Below are 17,206 nucleotides of genomic sequence, written 5' to 3'. Positions count from 1 at the left end.
GGGCTCGGCGGCGCCGGCGAATCGCCGCCACGGCGCGAGCGACGTGCACGGGGGCGCTCCTCGGCGTCGTCCGCCGGGGGCGCCGCGGGCGCGCTGTCGGGCTGCGCGGCCGCCGGCTCGGCCGCCGCCTTCGTCGCGCGGCGCGACCGCCGGGCGGGCTTCTTCTCGGGAGCGCTCGCCACGTCGGTGCTTGCCTCGGTGGCGCTCGCCCCGGTGGTGCCGGGCGTCGCGTCCTCCGCGTCGGCGGCGGGCGCGGTGCCTGCCGGCGCCTCGGCCGGGGCGGCGGCGTCGTCGCGTCGGCGGACGTCGCACGACGGCTGCCGCGACGTGGCCGACGGGGCTCCTCGGGGGCGCCGAGCAGCGCCGCGGCGTCCGGCTCGGGGGACGGAGTCGAGGCGCCGGGCGCCGTGGTCCGTGCGGTCAGCCCGAACTCGGACAGCACGTCGAGCACGGGCGCGTCCGAACGGTCGGCCGGCGCGGTCGTCGACGTCGGCTCGTCCGTGGCGTCCCCGGAGCCCACCACCTCAGGGGTCGCGGCATCGGCCGACCGCTTCGCGGCGCCCGACCGTGCGCGGCCCGTCGCGCGACCGGCGGTCGCCTTCCTCGTGGAGCCCTTCTTCGCCGGCGCCTTCTCCGCCGCGGGCGTCCCGGCCCCTGACTCCTCGGCGTCGGCCGCCGCAGCAGACTCTGGCGCCGGGGCGGTCGCCGCGGACGTGGTGGAGGTCGTGTCGCGGGTCGCGCGTCGCGACCGGCGCGCAGGCCGCGACGGCGTCTCGGGCGTGGCGGTCTCGTCGGGTGCGGCGCCGGAGGCCGGCGCGGGCGCGTCCGCGCCGGTACCGGACCCTGCGGCGGGCGCAGCGTCGGCGGGCACAGCGTCGGCGGGCACAGCGTCGGCGGGCGCAGCGTCGGCGTGCTGGGGGGCGCGGCGGTCCGTGTCGCGCGGCGACGGCCGGTCCTGCGACCGCCGGTGGCGGCCTGCGGCGTGGAGGTGGTGTCGCCGGTCGTGTCGCCGGTCGTGCTGTCGGAGGTGCTGTCGAGCGTCACGCGTCGTGCTCCTGCTTGCTCGAGGCCCCGCCCCGCACCGTGCGGCCCCTCGAACGGTCGTCTCGCTCGGGCGGTAGCGCCCCTGAGCGCTCCTCCCCGCGACGGAAGTCGTCGGTCACGGCTGCGGCTCGCGAGCGCGGCGCGGGCGCCTGCCGGTCCGGGCCCTTCGCCCCGGGGCGGCGCTCCGCGAGCCGCTGTCCGCGGTTGCTACGAGCACGTGTGTGCCAGGGGACGATGCGGTGCCCTCCCGGCTCGCCCAGTATCGCACAGGGCCGACAGGTGGCTCTTCCGACACGCACCGCCCACCGGGACCCACGACCCGTGCGCGGGACCAAGGTCCCGACACCTTGTGAACATGGTCACAAGGGGCATGATCTCGCCACTTTTCGTCGTCCACCGCGTGATCGATGGTGCAGATTGGAGTCATCGCAGGAAGCCGGACGCGCACCTCGCCGCCCGGAGCGGTGCCGTCCGTCCCGACCCCCGTCGGCCCTCCCGAGGAGCGCGCGTGGAAGCCCTGGATCTCGCCCGGTGGCAGTTCGCCATCACCACCGTCTACCACTTCATCTTCGTGCCGCTGACGATCGGCCTCTCGCCGCTCGTCGCGATCATGCAGACCGCCTGGGTCCGCACGGGCAACGAGCGGTGGCTGCGGCTCACCAAGTTCTTCGGCAAGCTGCTGCTCATCAACTTCGCGCTCGGCGTGGTGACCGGCATCGTGCAGGAGTTCCAGTTCGGCATGAACTGGAGCGAGTACTCCCGGTTCGTCGGCGACGTGTTCGGCGCCCCGCTCGCGATGGAGGCGCTGGCCGCCTTCTTCGTCGAGTCGACGTTCCTCGGCCTGTGGATCTTCGGGTGGGACCGCCTCAACAAGAAGGTCCACCTCGCCTGCATCTGGGCCGTCGCCCTCGCGACGAACCTGTCCGCCTTCTTCATCCTCGCGGCGAACTCGTGGATGCAGCACCCGGTCGGCGCGATCTACAACCCGGAGACGGGTCGCGCGGAGATGAACGACATCGGGGCCGTGCTCACCAACAACACCCTGCTCGCCGCGTTCCCGCACCAGATCACCGCGACGATGCTCACCGCCGGCACGTTCGTCACGGGCATCGCCGCGTGGTGGATGGTGCGGCTCGTGCGCACGCGCCGGGCCGGGAACGTCGATCTCGCGCGCGACGTCTACCGGCCGGCCGTGATCCTCGGCGTCGTGGCGATGCTGGTCGGCGGCGTCGGCGTCGGGATCTCGGGCGACATCCAGGGCAAGATCATGTACGAGCAGCAGCCGGGCAAGATGTCGTCCGCCGAGGCGTTGTGCGAGGGCGAGGAGGGCGCGGCCTTCTCCATCCTCACCATCGGCGACCTGTCGAACTCGTGCGAGAACGTCCGGCACCTCATCGAGATCCCCGGCCTCGCCTCCTACCTCGGCACCGGGCACTTCTCCGGCCCCGAGAGCTACCTGCCGGGCGTCGAGAACGTCCAGGAGCAGATGACCGACCGGTTCGGCGACACCACCGCGTCGGGCGACCCCGTGACCTACACGCCGAACCTCGCGATCACCTACTGGTCGTTCCGCCTCATGATCGGCATGGCCGCCGGGTCGGTCCTGCTCGCACTCATGGCCCTGTGGCTCACCCGCAAGGGCAGGGTCACCGACAACGTGTGGTTCGCGCGCATCGGCCTGGTCGCGATCCCCATGCCGTTCCTCGCCAACTCGTTCGGCTGGATCTTCACGGAGGTCGGGCGCCAGCCGTGGGTCGTCGCGCCCAACCCCACCGGCATCGACCAGATCCGCCTGCTCACCGAGCGCGGCGTCTCGACCGCCGTCAGCCCCGGCATGGTGCTCACGTCGATGATCGTGTTCACGCTCGTCTACGGCGTGCTCGCCGCCGTGTGGTTCCTCCTCATGCGCCGCTACGCGGTGGAGGGCGTGCCCCTGTCCGTCCGTGACGAGTCGCCCGAGGCGCAGCGCCGCGACGACGACCAGGACGGGGACGGCCCGTCCGACTCCGTCGACCGGCCCCTGTCCTTCGCGTACTGACGCGACCACGACACCCGACTCTCCGACACGCAAGGAGCACCCGCCGTGGATCTCGCCGTCGTCTGGTTCCTGCTCATCGCCGTCCTGTGGACGGGCTACCTCGTGCTCGAGGGCTTCGACTTCGGGGTGGGCATGCTCGTGTCCCTCCTCCCCCGGGGAGACACGGAGCACCGCGAGAAGGAGCGCCGCGTCCTCATCAACACCATCGGTCCTGTCTGGGACGGGAACGAGGTGTGGCTGCTCACCGCGGGCGGTGCGACCTTCGCGGCGTTCCCCGAGTGGTACGCCACCCTCTTCTCGGGCTTCTACCTCCCGCTGCTGCTCATCCTCGTCGCGCTCATCGTGCGCGGCGTCGCGTTCGAGTACCGCGGCAAGATCTCCGACGCCCGCTGGGCCCGGCGCTGCGACCTGGCGATCCAGGTCGGCTCCTGGGTGCCCGCCGTGCTGTGGGGCGTGGCGTTCGCCAACCTCGTGCGCGGGGTGCAGCTCGACGCGGACCACCAGTTCGTCGGCGGGTTCTTCTCGCTCCTGTCGCCCTTCGCCCTGCTGGGCGGTCTCGTCACGCTCAGCCTCTTCCTGCTGCACGGGTCCGTGTTCGTCGCGCTGAAGACCGACGGAGAGATCCGCCACCGGGCGCGCCGGTTCGCGGCCGGCGCCGGCCTCGCCGCGCTCGTCCTCGCCGGCGGGTGGGCCGTGTGGGCGCAGGTCGCGTACTCCGTGACGTGGACCTGGGTCGCGGTGCTCGCGGCGGCGGGCGGCTTCGTCGGCACCCTCGTCGCCAACCGGCGCGGGCGCGAGGGGCGGGCGTTCACCTGGTCCGCGGTGACGATCGTCGCGGCCGTCGTGCTGATCTTCGGCTCGATGTTCCCCGACGTCATGCCCGCGACCGACCCGGCGAACTCGCTCACCGTCGACAACGCCTCGTCGACCGACTACACGCTGACGGTCATGACGTGGGTCGCGCTCGTGCTGACCCCGCTCGTCGTCGCCTACCAGGCGTGGACCTACTGGGTCTTCCGCCGGCGCCTGTCGACGCACGACATCCCCGCCCCGGCGGGCCTGTCGCTGCGCACGGTGCGCGAGGCGGCGTTCGGCGGCGACTCCTCGGGCGGCGCGGCCGGCCGCGAGCTGACCTCCGGCGGCACGCCGGCGGACCCGCCGAGGGAGGCACCCCGCGCGTGAAGCCGCTCGACCCCCGTCTCCTGCGCCAGGCCCGCGCGGCCCGCGCCTACGTCGCGCTCACCGCGGGCCTCGGCTTCCTCACGGCCGCGCTCGTCGTCGCGCAGGCCCTCCTGCTCGCGGCGGTGCTCGCGCCGGCGGTGCAGGGCACGGCGGACCTGGAGGACGTCGTACGCCCGCTCGGCCTGCTCGCCGCCGTGGTCGCCGCGCGCGTCGCGACCTCGTGGGCGCAGGAGCGGTTCGCCCTGCGAGCCTCGGCCCGTACCGTCGCCGAGCTGCGCGAGCAGGTCGTGGCCCACGCGGCGGCCCTCGGGCCCCGGTGGCTCGCGAGCGGTCGGGGCCCCGCGGTCGCGACGCTCGCGACGCGGGGGCTCGACGCGCTCGAGCCCTACCTCGTGCGCTACCTTCCCCAGCTCCTGCTCGCCGCGACGGTCACGCCCGCGGCGCTCGCCGTCGTGCTCGGGCTCGACTGGGTCTCCGCCGTCGTGATCGCCGTGACGATCCCGCTGGTCCCGCTGTTCATGGTCCTCGTCGGGCAGCTCACGCAGGGCACCTCGGAGCGCCGGCTCGTCGTCATGCAGCGGCTCGGCGCGCAGGTCCTCGACCTCCTGGCCGGCCTGCCGACCCTGCTCGCGCTGGGCCGCGCGCGCGGCCCCGAGCGCCGTGTGCGCGCGCTGGGCGACGCCAACCGGCGCGCGACCATGGGGACGCTGCGCATCGCGTTCCTCTCGGGCATGGTGCTCGAGCTCCTCACCACGCTGTCCGTCGCGGTCGTCGCGGTGGGAGTCGGGCTCCGGCTCGTGCACGGCGGCATGGACCTCGAGCCCGCGATCGCGGTGCTCGTGCTCGCGCCCGAGGTGTACCTGCCGTTGCGACAGGTGGGCACGCACTTCCACGCCTCGACCGACGGCATCGCCGCCGCCCAGCAGGTCTTCGCGGTCCTCGACGAGCCGGCGCCGAAGCCGGGGCGTCGTCCCGCACCGCGCCTCGCCGGGTCCACCCTCACGCTCGCGGGCGTCGGCGTGCGCGCGGGCGACCGCGACGTGCTGGCGCCGGCAGATCTCGACCTGGTCGTCCCCGTGGGGCAGGGCGGACGCGTCGTCGCGCTCACCGGCGCGAGCGGGGCCGGCAAGACGACCGCGACGCTGGTCCTGCTCGGGCTGGTGCGCCCGGACCACGGCACGGTCACGTGGACGGACGCGGACGGGCAGACCGTCCCGCTCGAGGAGATCGACCCCGCGACCTCCTGGCCGCAGGTCGCCTGGCTCCCCCAGCGCCCGCCCCTGCGCCCCGGGACGCTGCGCGGCGCCGTGACGGACGGACGCGACGTCGACGACGGCACGCTCGCCCGCGCCGCGGCGACCGCGGGTCTGGACGACGTCGTCGCGACCCTCCCGCAGGGCTGGCAGACACCCGTCGGACGCGGTGGGACGGGCCTGAGCGTCGGCCAGCGCCAGCGGGTCGCGCTCGCCGCCGCGCTGCTCGGGGACCCGCCCGTACCCGCCTGGTGGTCCTCGACGAGCCCACCGCCCACCTCGACGCCCGCGGGGAGCAGGTCGTGCTCGACGCCGTGCGCACGTGGCGCGACCAGGGCCGCACCGTCGTCGTCGTCGCGCACCGCGCCTCGCTGGTCCGCGTGGCGGACGAGGTCGTGGAGGTCGCCGCGGCCCCCTGCGCGCCGGCCGTCCGGCCCTCGCCCCGACGGAGGTCCCCGCATGACCGAGATCCCGCGTCCGCTCGCCGACCGCCTCGCCCGCGACCCGCTGTGGCAGGCCGTGCGGCTGCTCGACGTCCGGTGGCGCCGCGTCGCCGCCGCCGTGACGCTCGGTGCCCTCGCGCTCGGGAGCTCGGTCGCGCTCGCCGCGCTCGCCGCGTGGCTCATCGCCCGGGCGTCGCAGATGCCGCCGGTGCTCACGCTGTCGGTCGCCGTCGTCGGGGTGCGGGCATTCGGCATCTCCCGCGGCGTGTTCCGCTACCTCGAGCGACTCGCGTCGCACGACGTCGCGCTGCGCGGCATGGCCGCGCTGCGCGCCAACCTGTACACCGCGCTCGCCGACGGGTCGGCGGGCTCCCTCGCCCGGCTGCGGCGGGGCGACCTGCTCGCCCGTGTCGGCGCGGACGTCGACGACGTCGGCGACGTCGTCGTCCGCGCGCTCGTCCCCGCGGGCGTCGCGGTCGTCGTCTCGGCCGGTTCGGTGGCGCTCGTCGCCGCGTTCCTGCCCGCGGCGGGCGTCGCGCTCGCGCTGTGCCTCGTGCTCGCCGCCGTCGTCGCGCCGTGGCTGTCGGCACGCTCCGCGCGGCAGGTCGAGGCGCGGGGAGCGGCCGCCCGGGCGGCGACGACCGCGACGACGCTCGAGATCCTCGAGGACGCCGGACCGCTCGCCGTCTCGGGCCGCCTCGGCGCGCGACTCGACGACCTGCGCTCCGCCGACCGCGACCTCGCCCGCGCCACCGACGACGGCGCCCGCACCGCGGGCGTCGCCGCGGGGATCGCGTCGGCGGCCGTGGGGCTCGCCGTGCTCGCGGCACTGCTGCTCGGCGTCCCCGCCGTCGTGGCGGGCACGCTGAGCCCGGAGGAGCTGTCCGTCGTCGTGCTGACGCCGCTCGCGGTGTTCGAGGCCGCGAACGCCCTCCCGGGCGCGGCGGTGCAGCTCCACCGCTCGCGCCAGGCGGCCGCTCGCGTCGTGGGTCTGCTCGACCGACCCGCGCCGCGGGTCGCCACGACGACCCGTCGCGTGGACGCGGAGGTGCCGGCGCGCGAGACGGCGGCCGAGCAGGTCGGAGTGGGCGGGGTCGCCGGGGGCCGGCTCGAGCTCGACGCCGTCGCGGCCTCCTGGCCCGGCCGGGACGGCCCCGTCGTGACCGGCGTCGACCTGACGCTGCGCCCCGGGCGCGCCGTCGGTCTCGTGGGTCCGTCCGGCGTCGGCAAGACGACGCTGCTCGCCACGGCCGCCGGCCTCCTGCCCCCCGTCTCCGGGCGGGCGACCCTGGACGGTGCCGACCTCGCGGCCCTGCCTCGCGCGGACGCCGCCCGCGGCGTCGTGCTCGTCGCCGAGGACGGCCACGTGTTCGACACGACCGTGCTCGAGAACCTGCGCGTCGCCCGCGGCGACGTGACCGAGGCCGACGCGCGGTCGGTGCTGCGCGACGTCGGGCTCGGCGGGTGGCTCGACGCCCTGCCGGAGGGTCTGGGCACGACGCTCGGGCCGGACGCGACCGACGTGTCGGGCGGGGAGCGCCGCCGGCTGCTCGTCGCCCGGGCGCTGCTCGCGCCCGCCCCGCTGCTGCTGGTGGACGAGCCGGCCGAGCACCTCGACGGCGCGACCGCCGACGCGCTCGTGCGCCACCTCGTCGCGACCACCCGGGAGGCGGCCGCGCCCGGCGCCGGGCCGCGCGGCGTCGTCCTCGCCACGCACCGGCTCGGCGCGCTCGAGGCCGTCGACGAGGTGCTCCTGCTGGGGCACCCGGACGACGACCCGGGCGGCCCGGCACGCGTCGTCGCGCGCGGCACGCACACCCAGCTCCTCGGTCTGGCCGCCTACCGCTGGGCCCTGGAGCAGGAGGCCCCCGCCGTCCGCTGACGGCGACGCCCCGGGCCGGTCCCGGTCACCGGGTGGGCGCACGATCCCGCTGGTACGTTCGCCGGGCCCGGGCCACCGCCGGGCACCGCCCGACGCGCTGGAGTGACGCCCGTGAAGATCCTCGTCCCCGACACCATCGACCTCGACGTGCGTCCCTCCCCCGGGGACGAGGTCGTCGCGTACGACCCGGGCGCGCCGCTGCCCGACGGTGCGCTCGACGCGGACGTGCTCGTCGCGTGGTCGAACTCCGGCGACAACCTCGCCGACGCCGCCCGGCGTCTCGAGCGGCTGCGCTGGGTGCAGACGCTCGCGGCGGGGCCCGACGCCGTGCTCGCCGCAGGCTTCGCCCCCGGGGTGACGATCACGTCGGGGCGTTCGCTCCACGACGGCCCGGTGGCCGAGCACGCGCTGGCGCTCGTGCTCGCGGTGGTGCGCCACCTCGACGAGCTCGGGGCCGCCCAGCGCGAGCACCGGTGGGACGTGCGGCACGCCGCCGCGCAGGCCGACCCGGTCACCGCCCGGCGGTACACGCTCGACGGGGCCCACGTCGTGGTGTGGGGCTTCGGGTCCATCGCGGCGCGCCTGGCGCCGCTACTCACCGCGCTCGGTGCTCGCGTCACCGGGGTCGCGAGCAGCCGCGGCGAGCGGCACGGCTACCCCGTCGTGACCGACGACGACCTGGCGGGCCTGCTCCCGACCGCGGACGTCCTCGTCTCGCTCCTGCCGGCGACGGACGCGACCCGCCACGCGTTCGACGCGCGGCGGATCGACCAGCTGCCCGCGCACGCCGTGCTCGTCAACGTCGGCCGCGGCGCGACCGTCGACGAGGACGCGCTCGTCGCCGCCTGCGGGACGGGCGCCTCGGCGGCGCGGCGCTCGACGTCACGGAGACGGAGCCGCTGCCGGCGGGCTCGCCCCTGTGGGACGCGCCGCGGCTCGTCCTCACGCCCCACATGGCGGGCAACCGCCCGCAGGGCGCGTCGTCGCTCGTGCAGGAGAACCTGGAGAACCTGCGCGCCGGCAGGCCGCTGCGCAACGTCGTCGAGCGCTGACGAGGCGGGCGGGCCGTCGGGTCACCAGCGCCCGTTGCGGGGACGCGGCTGGCAGCGCGGGCACGTGTACGACGAGCGGTTCATGAACTCGTCGCGGCGCACGGCGGTACCGCACCGCGGGCACGGCTCCCCCTCCTGCCCGTACACGGCGAGCGAGCGGGAGAAGTACCCCGACTGCCCGTTCACGTTGACGTAGAGCGCGTCGAAGCTCGTGCCGCCCTGGACGAGCGCCTCGCCCATCACCTCGGCGGCGGCGTCGAGCAGGCGGTGCGCCTCGGGGCGGCGCAGGGTGTCCGTGGCGCGCGCGTAGTGGAGCCGGGCGCGCCACAGCGCCTCGTCGGCGTAGATGTTGCCCACGCCGGAGACGACCGTCTGGTCGAGCAGCGCGCGCTTGACGCCGGTCCGGCGGCGGCGGATCGCGGCCACGACGTCGTCGCGGCGCAGTGCGGGGTCGAGCAGGTCGCGCGCGATGTGCGCGACGGGCTCGGGGACGGCGGCGAGCTCCGTACCGAGACCCCCGGGCGCGCCGTCGGGCGTCGGGACGAGGTCCTGGACCGACAGGTGCCCGAACGTCCGCTGGTCGACGAAGTCCAGGGCCGACGCCTCGCCGCCGCCCTCCGGCTCGAGCAGCAGGCGCACGCGCAGGTGGGACGACCGCGGCTCGCGGTCCGGGCCGGAACGGACGAGGAGCTGCCCCGACATGCGAGGTGCGCCAGCAGCGCGGCCGCGGGCCGCTCGTCGGCGGGTGCGCCGTACGCGCCCGTGGGGCGCAGCGGCAGCCAGAGGAACTTGCCGCGGCGCGCGGCCGCGTCCAGCCGCTGACCGACGAGCTGGTCGCGGAAGTCGCGGGGACCGCCCTCGTGCCGGCGCACGCTGTAGTCGCGCAGCACCTCGACGTCCGTCACGACGCGACCCAGCACGTGGCGGGCGAGGCCGTCGCGGACGGTCTCGACCTCGGGGAGCTCAGGCACCCGCCGGCTCGGCCGTCTCGTCCGTGCTGCCGGCGGCCGCGGCGGCACGCTGCGCCTGCTCGACGGCGAGCGTCCGGTAGGCGCGCTCCGCCGCCTCCTGCTCGGCGTACTTCTTGGCCGTGCCGCTGCCCGTGCCGTACAGGCGCCCGTCGAGGTGCACGTACGACGTGAACACGCGCGCGTGGTCGGGCCCGACGGCGTCGCTCGAGTACGCGGGAGCGCTCATCCCGGCGGCGGCCGCGGCCTCCTGCAGGGACGTCTTCCAGTCCAGCCCGGCACCGAGGTCCGCCGCCGCGGCGAGCCGCGGCTCGACGAGCCGCAGCACCAGCTCGCGGGCGGGCTCGAGGCCGTGGCTCAGGTAGACCGCGCCGATGAGCGCCTCCACCGTGTCGGACAGGATCGAGTCCTTGTCGTTGCCGCGCGTGCGGATCTCACCCTTGCCGAGCAGCACGAACCGCCCGAGGTCCAGCGCCCGCGCGATGACGGCGAGCGACTTCTGGGAGACCGTGGCGGCACGCATCTTGGCGAGCTCGCCCTCGGACAGGTCCGGGTGGCGTCGGTACAGCGTCTCCGTCACCACGAGACCGAGCACGGTGTCCCCGAGGAACTCGAGGCGCTCGTTCGTCGGGATGCCGCCGTTCTCGTGGGCGAACGACCGGTGCGTGAGCGCAAGCACGAGAAGCTCGGGGTCCAGCGGGACCCCGAGCTTCTCGAGCAGACCGGTTGCCGGTGCAGCCGGTGCCACGCGCCTCAGCCTGCGTGCTCGGAGCGCAGCGCCTCGGCGTACTGGCGGCCCTTGTAGGTGCCGCACGTCGGGCACGCGGCGTGCGACAGCTTGTCGCCCTTGCACTGCGGGCAGGTGGTGAGGTTCGCGGCGGTCGTCTTCCACTGCGAACGACGCGCACGGGTGTTGCTGCGCGACATCTTGCGCTTCGGAACAGCCACGGCTAGCTCTCTTTCGTCTCGTCGGACACGTTCGAGGTGTCGAACATGCTCTCCAGCGCCGACCACCTGGGGTCGACCAGTTCGTGTGCGTGCCCCGGGTCGTCCGCGAGACGGACGCCGCACTCGGAGCAGAGGCCCGGGCAGTCCGGCCGGCACACCGGACTGAATGGTAGTGCAGTCACCACGGAATCCCGTAGCGCGGGCTCGATGTCGGCGAGGTCGCCGTCGAGCTCGTACACGTCCTCGGCGTTCTCGAGGTCGTCGCCCGAGTCCTCGGCGGCCTTCGTGCGCTCCGCGTACGAGAAGAGCACGGCGAGGTCGACGCGCACGTCCTCGGTGACCTCGTCGAGGCACCGGACGCACTCGCCGACCGCACGGCCGGAGACGGATCCGGAGACGAGGACGCCCTCCATCACCGCCTCGAGGCGCAGGTCGAGCTCGAGCTCGCTGCCCTCGGGGATGCCGATGACGGCGGTACCCAGGTCGGCCGGCGCGGCCACCGTCCGGTGGACGGGCCGCATGCTGCCGGGTCGCCGACCGAGCTCGTGCGTGTCCAGCACGAGCGGCGACGTCTTCTCGGTGGCGATGGCGCGCTCCAGGATCGGCTCCCACGGCGGGAGGTTCGGTACGGTGCTCGGGCGGAGGACGGCGGTCGGCCGCCGGGCGCAACCGCTGGCGGGTGCGCCGAGCCCAAAGGACGATCTTAGGGCACGCGGGGCACCGGGCGCCAACGTCGTCCGGCGCCCGGCACCAGCCGACGGAACCCCGCGGCCGGGGCCCTAGCGGGAGGCCCGTTCCGGCCCGCGCGGCGCCATCGTGCTCGGGAACGGCGACGGCGCGGCGGGGAGCGCCCCCTCGAGCCGGCCCGCGAGCTTGGCGCGGCCCGCCTGGACCTGGGCCAGGACCTTGCCGAGGTCGACCTCGAAGTCGGCCAGCTGGCGGTCGCAGTAGTCGTCGGCGTCGCGGCGCAGCGCCTCCGCGGACCGCTCGGCCTCCTCCACGATCTCGTGCGCGCGCGACTGCGCCTGCACGACGACCTGCTCCTTCTGCACGAGCTCGAGGGCGCGGGCACGAGCCGTGGCGAGCGTCTCCTCCGCCTGGCGGTGGGAGTCCTCCAGGACGGCGTCCGCCTCCGCGAGGACCTCGTCGGCGTGCGCGAGCTGCTCCGGGAGCGCCGCCCGCAGCTCGTCGACGAGCGCGAGCGCGTCCCCGCGGTGCACGAGCACGGAGGCCGACATCGGCATGGTCCGCGCGTTCTCGATCAGGGTCGCGAGGTCGTCGAGGATCGCGTGGAGACCGGCGTGCGCCTCCTCCACGCCGGCCCGTCCCCCGTCGTCGACCCGCGCCCGCGCCCCGCCCTGCTCGCTCATCCGTCCTGCCCTTCCCGTCGTGCTCGTCCGTCGCTCAACGTCCCTCGGGGGCGAACGCGGCCCGGACCGCCTCGCCGACCCCCGGCGGGACGAGGTCGTCCACCGGTCCCCCGTGCCGCGCGATGTCCTTGACGAGCGACGAGGCGACGTGCTGCAGCGCGGAGTCCCCCGCGACGAAGACGGTCTCGACCGCCGCGAGGTGGCGGTTCATGAGCGCCATGGGCAGCTCCGCGTCGAAGTCGGCGCCGCCGCGCAGCCCCTTGACGACCGCCGTGGCGCCCACCTCGCGGCAGAAGTCGACGAGCAGCCCCGGCACGACCTCGACCCGGACGCCGTCCAGGCCCGCGTGCTCGACGGCCTGGCGCGCGAGCCGCACGCGCTCGTCGACGCCCAGCAGGGCGTTCTTCGACGCGTTCCGCGCGACCCCGACGACGACGTCGTCGAAGAGCGCCCGGGCGCGCGCGACGATGTCGAGGTGGCCGAGGGTGATCGGGTCGAACGACCCGGGACAGACGGCTGTGGTCACCTCGTCACGGTAGTACACGGGCCGGCGCGGGCCCCGCAGGCGTGCCGGGTGCGCCGGTCAGGCGCGCGCGCCGCCCTCGACCCCGCTCCCGGCGGCCTCGTCGTCCTCGTCCGCGTCGTCGACGGCCGGACCCGCGAACCAGACCGCGGTCTCGCCGTAGGCCTTGCTCGCGAGCACCTCCCACCCGGCCGGCCACGCGGGCTCGGGGGTGCGCGCCGACCGCTCGACCACGACCACCGCCGTCGGGTCGAGCACGCCGGGGACCGCGAGGCGGTCGAGGACGCGCTCCAGCGCCTGCGCGCCGAGGTCGTACGGGGGGTCGAGGAAGACGAGGTGGTACGGCCGGTCCCCGTCGGCGCCCCGCAGGTCACCGCCCCCCGCCGCGCCCGCCGCCGCGGCGGCGAACGTCTCGGCGGACTGCGCGACGACGCGCACGTCCGGCAGGGCGAGCGTGGCGACGTTGCGGCGCGCCACGTCGACGGCGACGCGCGCCGAGTCGACGAGCGTGACGGACGCCGCCCCGCGGCTCGCCGCCTCGAGGCCGAGTGCTCCCGAGCCCGCGAACAGGTCGAGCACCCGGGCACCGTCCACGACGCCGAGGTGCTCGAGCCGCGAGAAGATCGCCTCGCGCACGCGGTCGCTCGTCGGCCGCGTCCCCCGGGCCGGGACCTGGATGGTGCGCCCGCCCACGGTCCCCGCCACGATCCTCGTCACGCGCCCAGGGTAGCCACGTGCGCCAACGGGTCCGGCCCGCGCGTCGTCACGCCCGCTCGAGGAACTCCTCGCGCTCGGGGTCGAGCTGCTCGTGGATGGCGCGGTCGAGCGCGGGGTGCGTCGCGTGCTCCGGGTCGGCGGCGACGACGGCCGCGGCGTCGGCACGGGCGGTCGCGATGACGTCGGCGTCCTTGACGACGCGCAGGAGCCGCAGCGAGCTCGCGCGTCCCGACTGCGCGGCGCCGAGCACGTCGCCCTCGCTGCGCAGCTCGAGGTCGACCGTCGCGAGCTCGAAGCCGTCCGTCGTGCGGGCGAGCGTCTCGACGCGCGTCGCCGCCGGGGTACCCGGCTGTGCCGTGGAGACGAGGAGGCACAGGCCGGGCGCGGTCCCGCGACCGACGCGCCCGCGGAGCTGGTGGAGCTGGGAGATGCCGAACCGGTCGGCGTCGTGCACGACCATGACCGTGGCCTCCGGCACGTCGACGCCCACCTCGACGACCGTCGTCGACACGAGGACCTGCACCTCGCCGGACGCGAACGCGGCCATCACCGCCTCCTTGTCCGCGGGCGGCATCTGACCGTGCAGCACCCCGACGGACAGACCCGCCAGGCGCGGGTTGCCCCGCAGCTCCTCGGCCACCTCGAGCACCGCCCGCAGCGGCGCGCGGTCCTCGCCGGCTCCGCCGCCCGGCTCCTCCAGGAGGAAGTCGGGCACGTCGTCGAAGTCGCCGACGCCGGTCGCCGGCCCGCGCGACGCGGCGTCCGGCTCGTCGGGATGGATGCGCGCGCACACCACGTACGCGCGGTGGCCGGCGTCGACCTCCTCGCGCACGCGCGCCCACGTGCGCTCCACCCACGCCGGGTTGCCCGCAGGCACCACGTGCGTGGTGATCCCCGACCGCCCGGCGGGCACCTCCGTGAGCGCGGACGTCTCCAGGTCGCCGAAGACGGTCATCGCGACGGTGCGCGGGATCGGTGTCGCGGTCATGACGAGCAGGTGCGGGCTCGTGCGCGCCTTGGCGCGCAGGGCGTCGCGCTGCTCGACGCCGAACCGGTGCTGCTCGTCGACGACGACGAGCCCCAGGTCGGCGAACTGCACGTGCTCGGACAGCAGCGCGTGGGTCCCCACGACGATGCCCGCCGCGCCGCTCGCCGCGTCGAGCAGGGCCTCCTTGCGCGCCGCCGCGCCGAGCGAACCGGTGAGCAGCGCGACGCGCGTCCCGTGCTCGGCGCCGCCGAGGAGGCCGCCCTCGGCGAGCGGGCCGAGGAGCGCGCGCAGCGTGCGCGCGTGCTGCGCGGCGAGCACCTCCGTCGGGGCCAGCAGCGCGGCCTGCCCGCCGGCGTCGACGACCTGGAGCATCGCCCGCAGCGCGACGACCGTCTTGCCGGAGCCGACCTCGCCCTGCAGCAGCCGCTGCATCGGACGGGACCGCGCGAGGTCCGCGGCGACCTCGTCGCCCACCTCGCGCTGCCCGCGGGTCAGCGTGAAGGGCAGGGACGCGTCGAAGTCGGCGAGGATCCCGCCCTCCCCCGCGCGCGCGGCGGACGCGCCGTCGCGGGCTCCGCCTCGGCCCGCGCCCGGCGCTGCGCGAGGGCGGCCTGGAGCACGAACGCCTCCTCGTAGCGCAGCCGGTCACGGCCGCGCCGCCACTGCTGCTCGTCGTACGGCTCGTGCACGTCGCGCAGCGCCTCGAGCCGCGTCCCCAGCCCGTGCTGCGCGCGCACCGCGTCCGGGACCGGGTCCGGGACGTCCTCCTCGCGCAGCGGGTCGAGCACCGTGCGCACGGCGGGCTGGATCTTCCAGCTCGGGATGCTCGCGCTCGCCGGGTAGATCGGGATGGGCCGGCTCGCCTCGAGCACCGCGCTCTCGGCGTCCTCCGCGTCGTCGTCCATGCCGATGATGCGGTAGTCGGGGTGCGTGAGCTGTCGCGTGCCGCGGTAGTCGCCGACGACGCCCGTGAAGAGGCCGAGCCGACCCGCGGCCAGGCGCTGCTCGTGGTAGCGCAGCGCGTTCGGGCTCTTGGCGAAGAACGTCAGCGACAGCTGTCGCGGCCCGTCGGTGACGACGGCCTCGAGGATGGCGCCCGGCCGGTTGCGCATGCGGCGCACCGTCGTGCTGCGCACCTGCGCCACGATCGTCACGTGCTCGCCGAGGGCGAGCCCCGCGAGGTCGGTGAGCGTGCCCGGGTCGCCGTACCGGCGCGGGTAGTGGCGCAGCAGGTCGCCGACCGTGCGCAGGCCGAGCTTCGCGAGGGGGTTGGCGCTGCGTGCACCGAGCGCCCGCGTCAGCGGCTCGGCGAGCCGGTCGGTCGGTCGGCCGGTCGCGACGTCCGTGGTCGGCGAGGGCGCGGAGCCGTGGGTCCGCTCGGTCGGCTCGGTCGGCTCGGTCATCGCGGCTCCTCCGTCCGTCCGGCGCGGGCGTCCGCCGGGGGTTCCGCGCCGAGCACCAGGCCGCCGCCCCGGCGCCCGGATCGGAGCACGACCGGCTCGGCCCCCTCCTCAGCCGCCCGCGCGCCCACCGCCTGCAGCAGGACGGGGTCGACGTCGTCGTCGGCGAGCACGGTGAGCACCTCCGTGGGCCGGGCCAGCAGGTCGGCGACCACCGTCACGACGGCCGCCGGCAGCGCGCCGGCCGGGACCGCCCCGTCCGGGACGACGGCGCGCGCGACGCGCACGTGCGTTGCGGCCGACCGTGCGACCTCGACCCCGGTCCGCCCGGCTCCGGGCTCGACGAGCTGGCTCGCCGCGAGGGCCGCGACCACGTGCAGGTCCGTCGGGGCGTCGACCACGTCGACCCGCGTGACGCCGTCCTCGCGGGCCGCGTCCTGCAGGTGGCCGACGACGTCGGCACCGAGCACGGCGCCGGGGAGCAGCAGCACGTGCCGGGCGCCGGCGTCCACCACGGCGCGGTGCAGCGCCGCCGCGTCCACCTCCGTGCCCGGCTCGCGCAGCAGCACGACCGCTCCCGCCCGCGCGAGCTCCGTGACGAGGCCCGGGGCGGAGGTCACGGCGACGACGCCGACCCGGCCGTCGGTCGGGTCCGCCGGGGCGGCCGGTGGTGCCGCGGCGTCCGCCGCGGCCGCGGGGGCCGCGAGCGCCGCGTCGGGGCCGGGCCCGTCCCCGCGCGCGAGGTGGCGCACCCGGACCTGGCGCAGCAGGGCCGGGCCGTCGAGGTCCGCGAGCGCGTCCCGGCCGACGGCGACGGCGGCCTCGGGGTCGTCGGTGTGCACGTGCGCCTGCCAGAGGCCGCCGCGCACCTCGTGGGCGGCCGCCGTCCCGAGGTCGTCCGTGGCGTCGGAGGCGGCGGCCGGGGCGTGTCCCCCGACGACGACGACGGAGTCGCCGACCGCGGACAGACCGGTCCGCAGGCGTCCCGCGAGGTCGGGTCCGTCGCCGGGCGCGCGCGGGCCGGCCCCAGGCGCGGTGTCGACGACGAACATCACCTCGAACTCCCCTCCGCCGTCCCCGGTCTCCTCGTGGGCCGCCCGTCCGGCACCGGCGCGCGCGGCCGACGGCGTGCCCGGCACGGGCGCCGCGCCGGACATCATGGCGAGCACCTCCGACACGCCCGCCGGCGTGCCGGGCTCGGGCGCCGGGGCCCCGTCGGCCACGGTCTCGTGGGCGGCGACGAGCGCGTCGAGCAGGACGGTGAGGCCGAGCGCACCGGCGTCGAGCACCTCCGCGCGGGCGAGGACGTCGAGCTCGCCGCGGCTGCGCCAGCGCCGCCGCCCGGGCGCGTCGCGCGCGCGCGGCGACGCGGAGCGCGGACGCTCGCGGCGCCGCGGC

9 protein-coding genes and 4 pseudogenes are annotated in these 17,206 nt (G+C 76.3%); 4 read left to right on the top strand and 9 right to left on the bottom strand.

Features of this window, described 5'->3' with window-relative positions; all coding sequences use genetic code 11:
* Window positions 1–1,552 precede the first annotated feature (1,552 nt).
* The 4 genes and pseudogenes from BJF88_RS04615 (at window position 1,553) to BJF88_RS04600 (ending at window position 8,894) form a co-directional block, all read left to right on the top strand.
* The gene (locus tag BJF88_RS04615; RefSeq protein ID WP_075827941.1) at window positions 1,553–3,082 is read left to right on the top strand and encodes a cytochrome ubiquinol oxidase subunit I; all 1,530 of its coding nucleotides are present in this window, start codon (window positions 1,553–1,555) and stop codon (window positions 3,080–3,082) included.
* Window positions 3,083–3,127: 45 nt separating this feature from the next.
* Window positions 3,128–4,264: a cytochrome d ubiquinol oxidase subunit II gene (gene cydB / locus BJF88_RS04610; protein ID WP_083648859.1), complete on the top strand. Its 1,137-nt coding sequence runs from the start codon at window positions 3,128–3,130 to the stop codon at window positions 4,262–4,264.
* Window positions 4,261–7,842 (top strand): thiol reductant ABC exporter subunit CydD, encoded by a 3,582-nt coding sequence (gene cydD / locus BJF88_RS21240; RefSeq protein WP_075827940.1) that lies wholly within the window; start codon window positions 4,261–4,263, stop codon window positions 7,840–7,842. Before cydB ends, cydD begins: the two co-directional genes overlap by 4 nt.
* Before the next feature lie 111 nt (window positions 7,843–7,953).
* Window positions 7,954–8,894, top strand: a pseudogene (locus BJF88_RS04600) (NAD(P)-dependent oxidoreductase).
* Between the two features lie 21 nt (window positions 8,895–8,915).
* Here BJF88_RS04600 and mutM read toward each other — a convergent pair.
* The 9 genes and pseudogenes from mutM to BJF88_RS04555 form a co-directional block, all read right to left on the bottom strand.
* Window positions 8,916–9,865 (bottom strand): annotated as a pseudogene (gene mutM / locus BJF88_RS04595) (bifunctional DNA-formamidopyrimidine glycosylase/DNA-(apurinic or apyrimidinic site) lyase).
* Window positions 9,858–10,610: a ribonuclease III gene (gene rnc / locus BJF88_RS04590; RefSeq protein WP_255371755.1), complete on the bottom strand. Its 753-nt coding sequence runs from the start codon at window positions 10,608–10,610 to the stop codon at window positions 9,858–9,860. Before rnc ends, mutM begins: the two are co-directional and overlap by 8 nt.
* 5 nt (window positions 10,611–10,615) lie before the next feature.
* Window positions 10,616–10,810 (bottom strand): 50S ribosomal protein L32, encoded by a 195-nt coding sequence (gene rpmF, locus BJF88_RS04585; protein ID WP_069387572.1) that lies wholly within the window; start codon window positions 10,808–10,810, stop codon window positions 10,616–10,618.
* A 2-nt stretch (window positions 10,811–10,812) separates the two neighbouring features.
* Entirely contained in the window at window positions 10,813–11,370 is a 558-nt protein-coding gene (locus BJF88_RS04580; protein ID WP_255371754.1) for a DUF177 domain-containing protein, read from the bottom strand.
* Window positions 11,371–11,589: 219 nt separating this feature from the next.
* Window positions 11,590–12,180: a hypothetical protein gene (locus BJF88_RS04575; protein ID WP_255371753.1), complete on the bottom strand. Its 591-nt coding sequence runs from the start codon at window positions 12,178–12,180 to the stop codon at window positions 11,590–11,592.
* A gap of 34 nt (window positions 12,181–12,214) precedes the next feature.
* Window positions 12,215–12,706, bottom strand: a complete 492-nt coding sequence (coaD, locus tag BJF88_RS04570; protein WP_075827939.1) for a pantetheine-phosphate adenylyltransferase — start codon at window positions 12,704–12,706, stop codon at window positions 12,215–12,217.
* A gap of 57 nt (window positions 12,707–12,763) precedes the next feature.
* Window positions 12,764–13,420 carry a 16S rRNA (guanine(966)-N(2))-methyltransferase RsmD gene (gene rsmD, locus BJF88_RS04565; RefSeq protein ID WP_075827938.1) on the bottom strand — a complete coding sequence of 219 codons (657 nt, stop codon included), beginning with the start codon at window positions 13,418–13,420 and terminating at the stop codon, window positions 12,764–12,766.
* A 46-nt stretch (window positions 13,421–13,466) separates the two neighbouring features.
* A pseudogene (gene recG, locus BJF88_RS04560) lies at window positions 13,467–15,811 on the bottom strand (ATP-dependent DNA helicase RecG).
* A pseudogene (locus BJF88_RS04555) lies at window positions 15,808–17,206 on the bottom strand (hypothetical protein); the annotation flags it as partial. The pseudogenes recG and BJF88_RS04555, both read right to left, overlap by 4 nt.

This window comes from Cellulosimicrobium sp. CUA-896 (assembly GCF_001942335.1).
GTDB lineage: Bacteria > Actinomycetota > Actinomycetes > Actinomycetales > Cellulomonadaceae > Cellulosimicrobium.
Note: the sequence above shows the minus strand (reverse complement) of the source record. Positions and strands in the feature narration are given on the sequence as shown.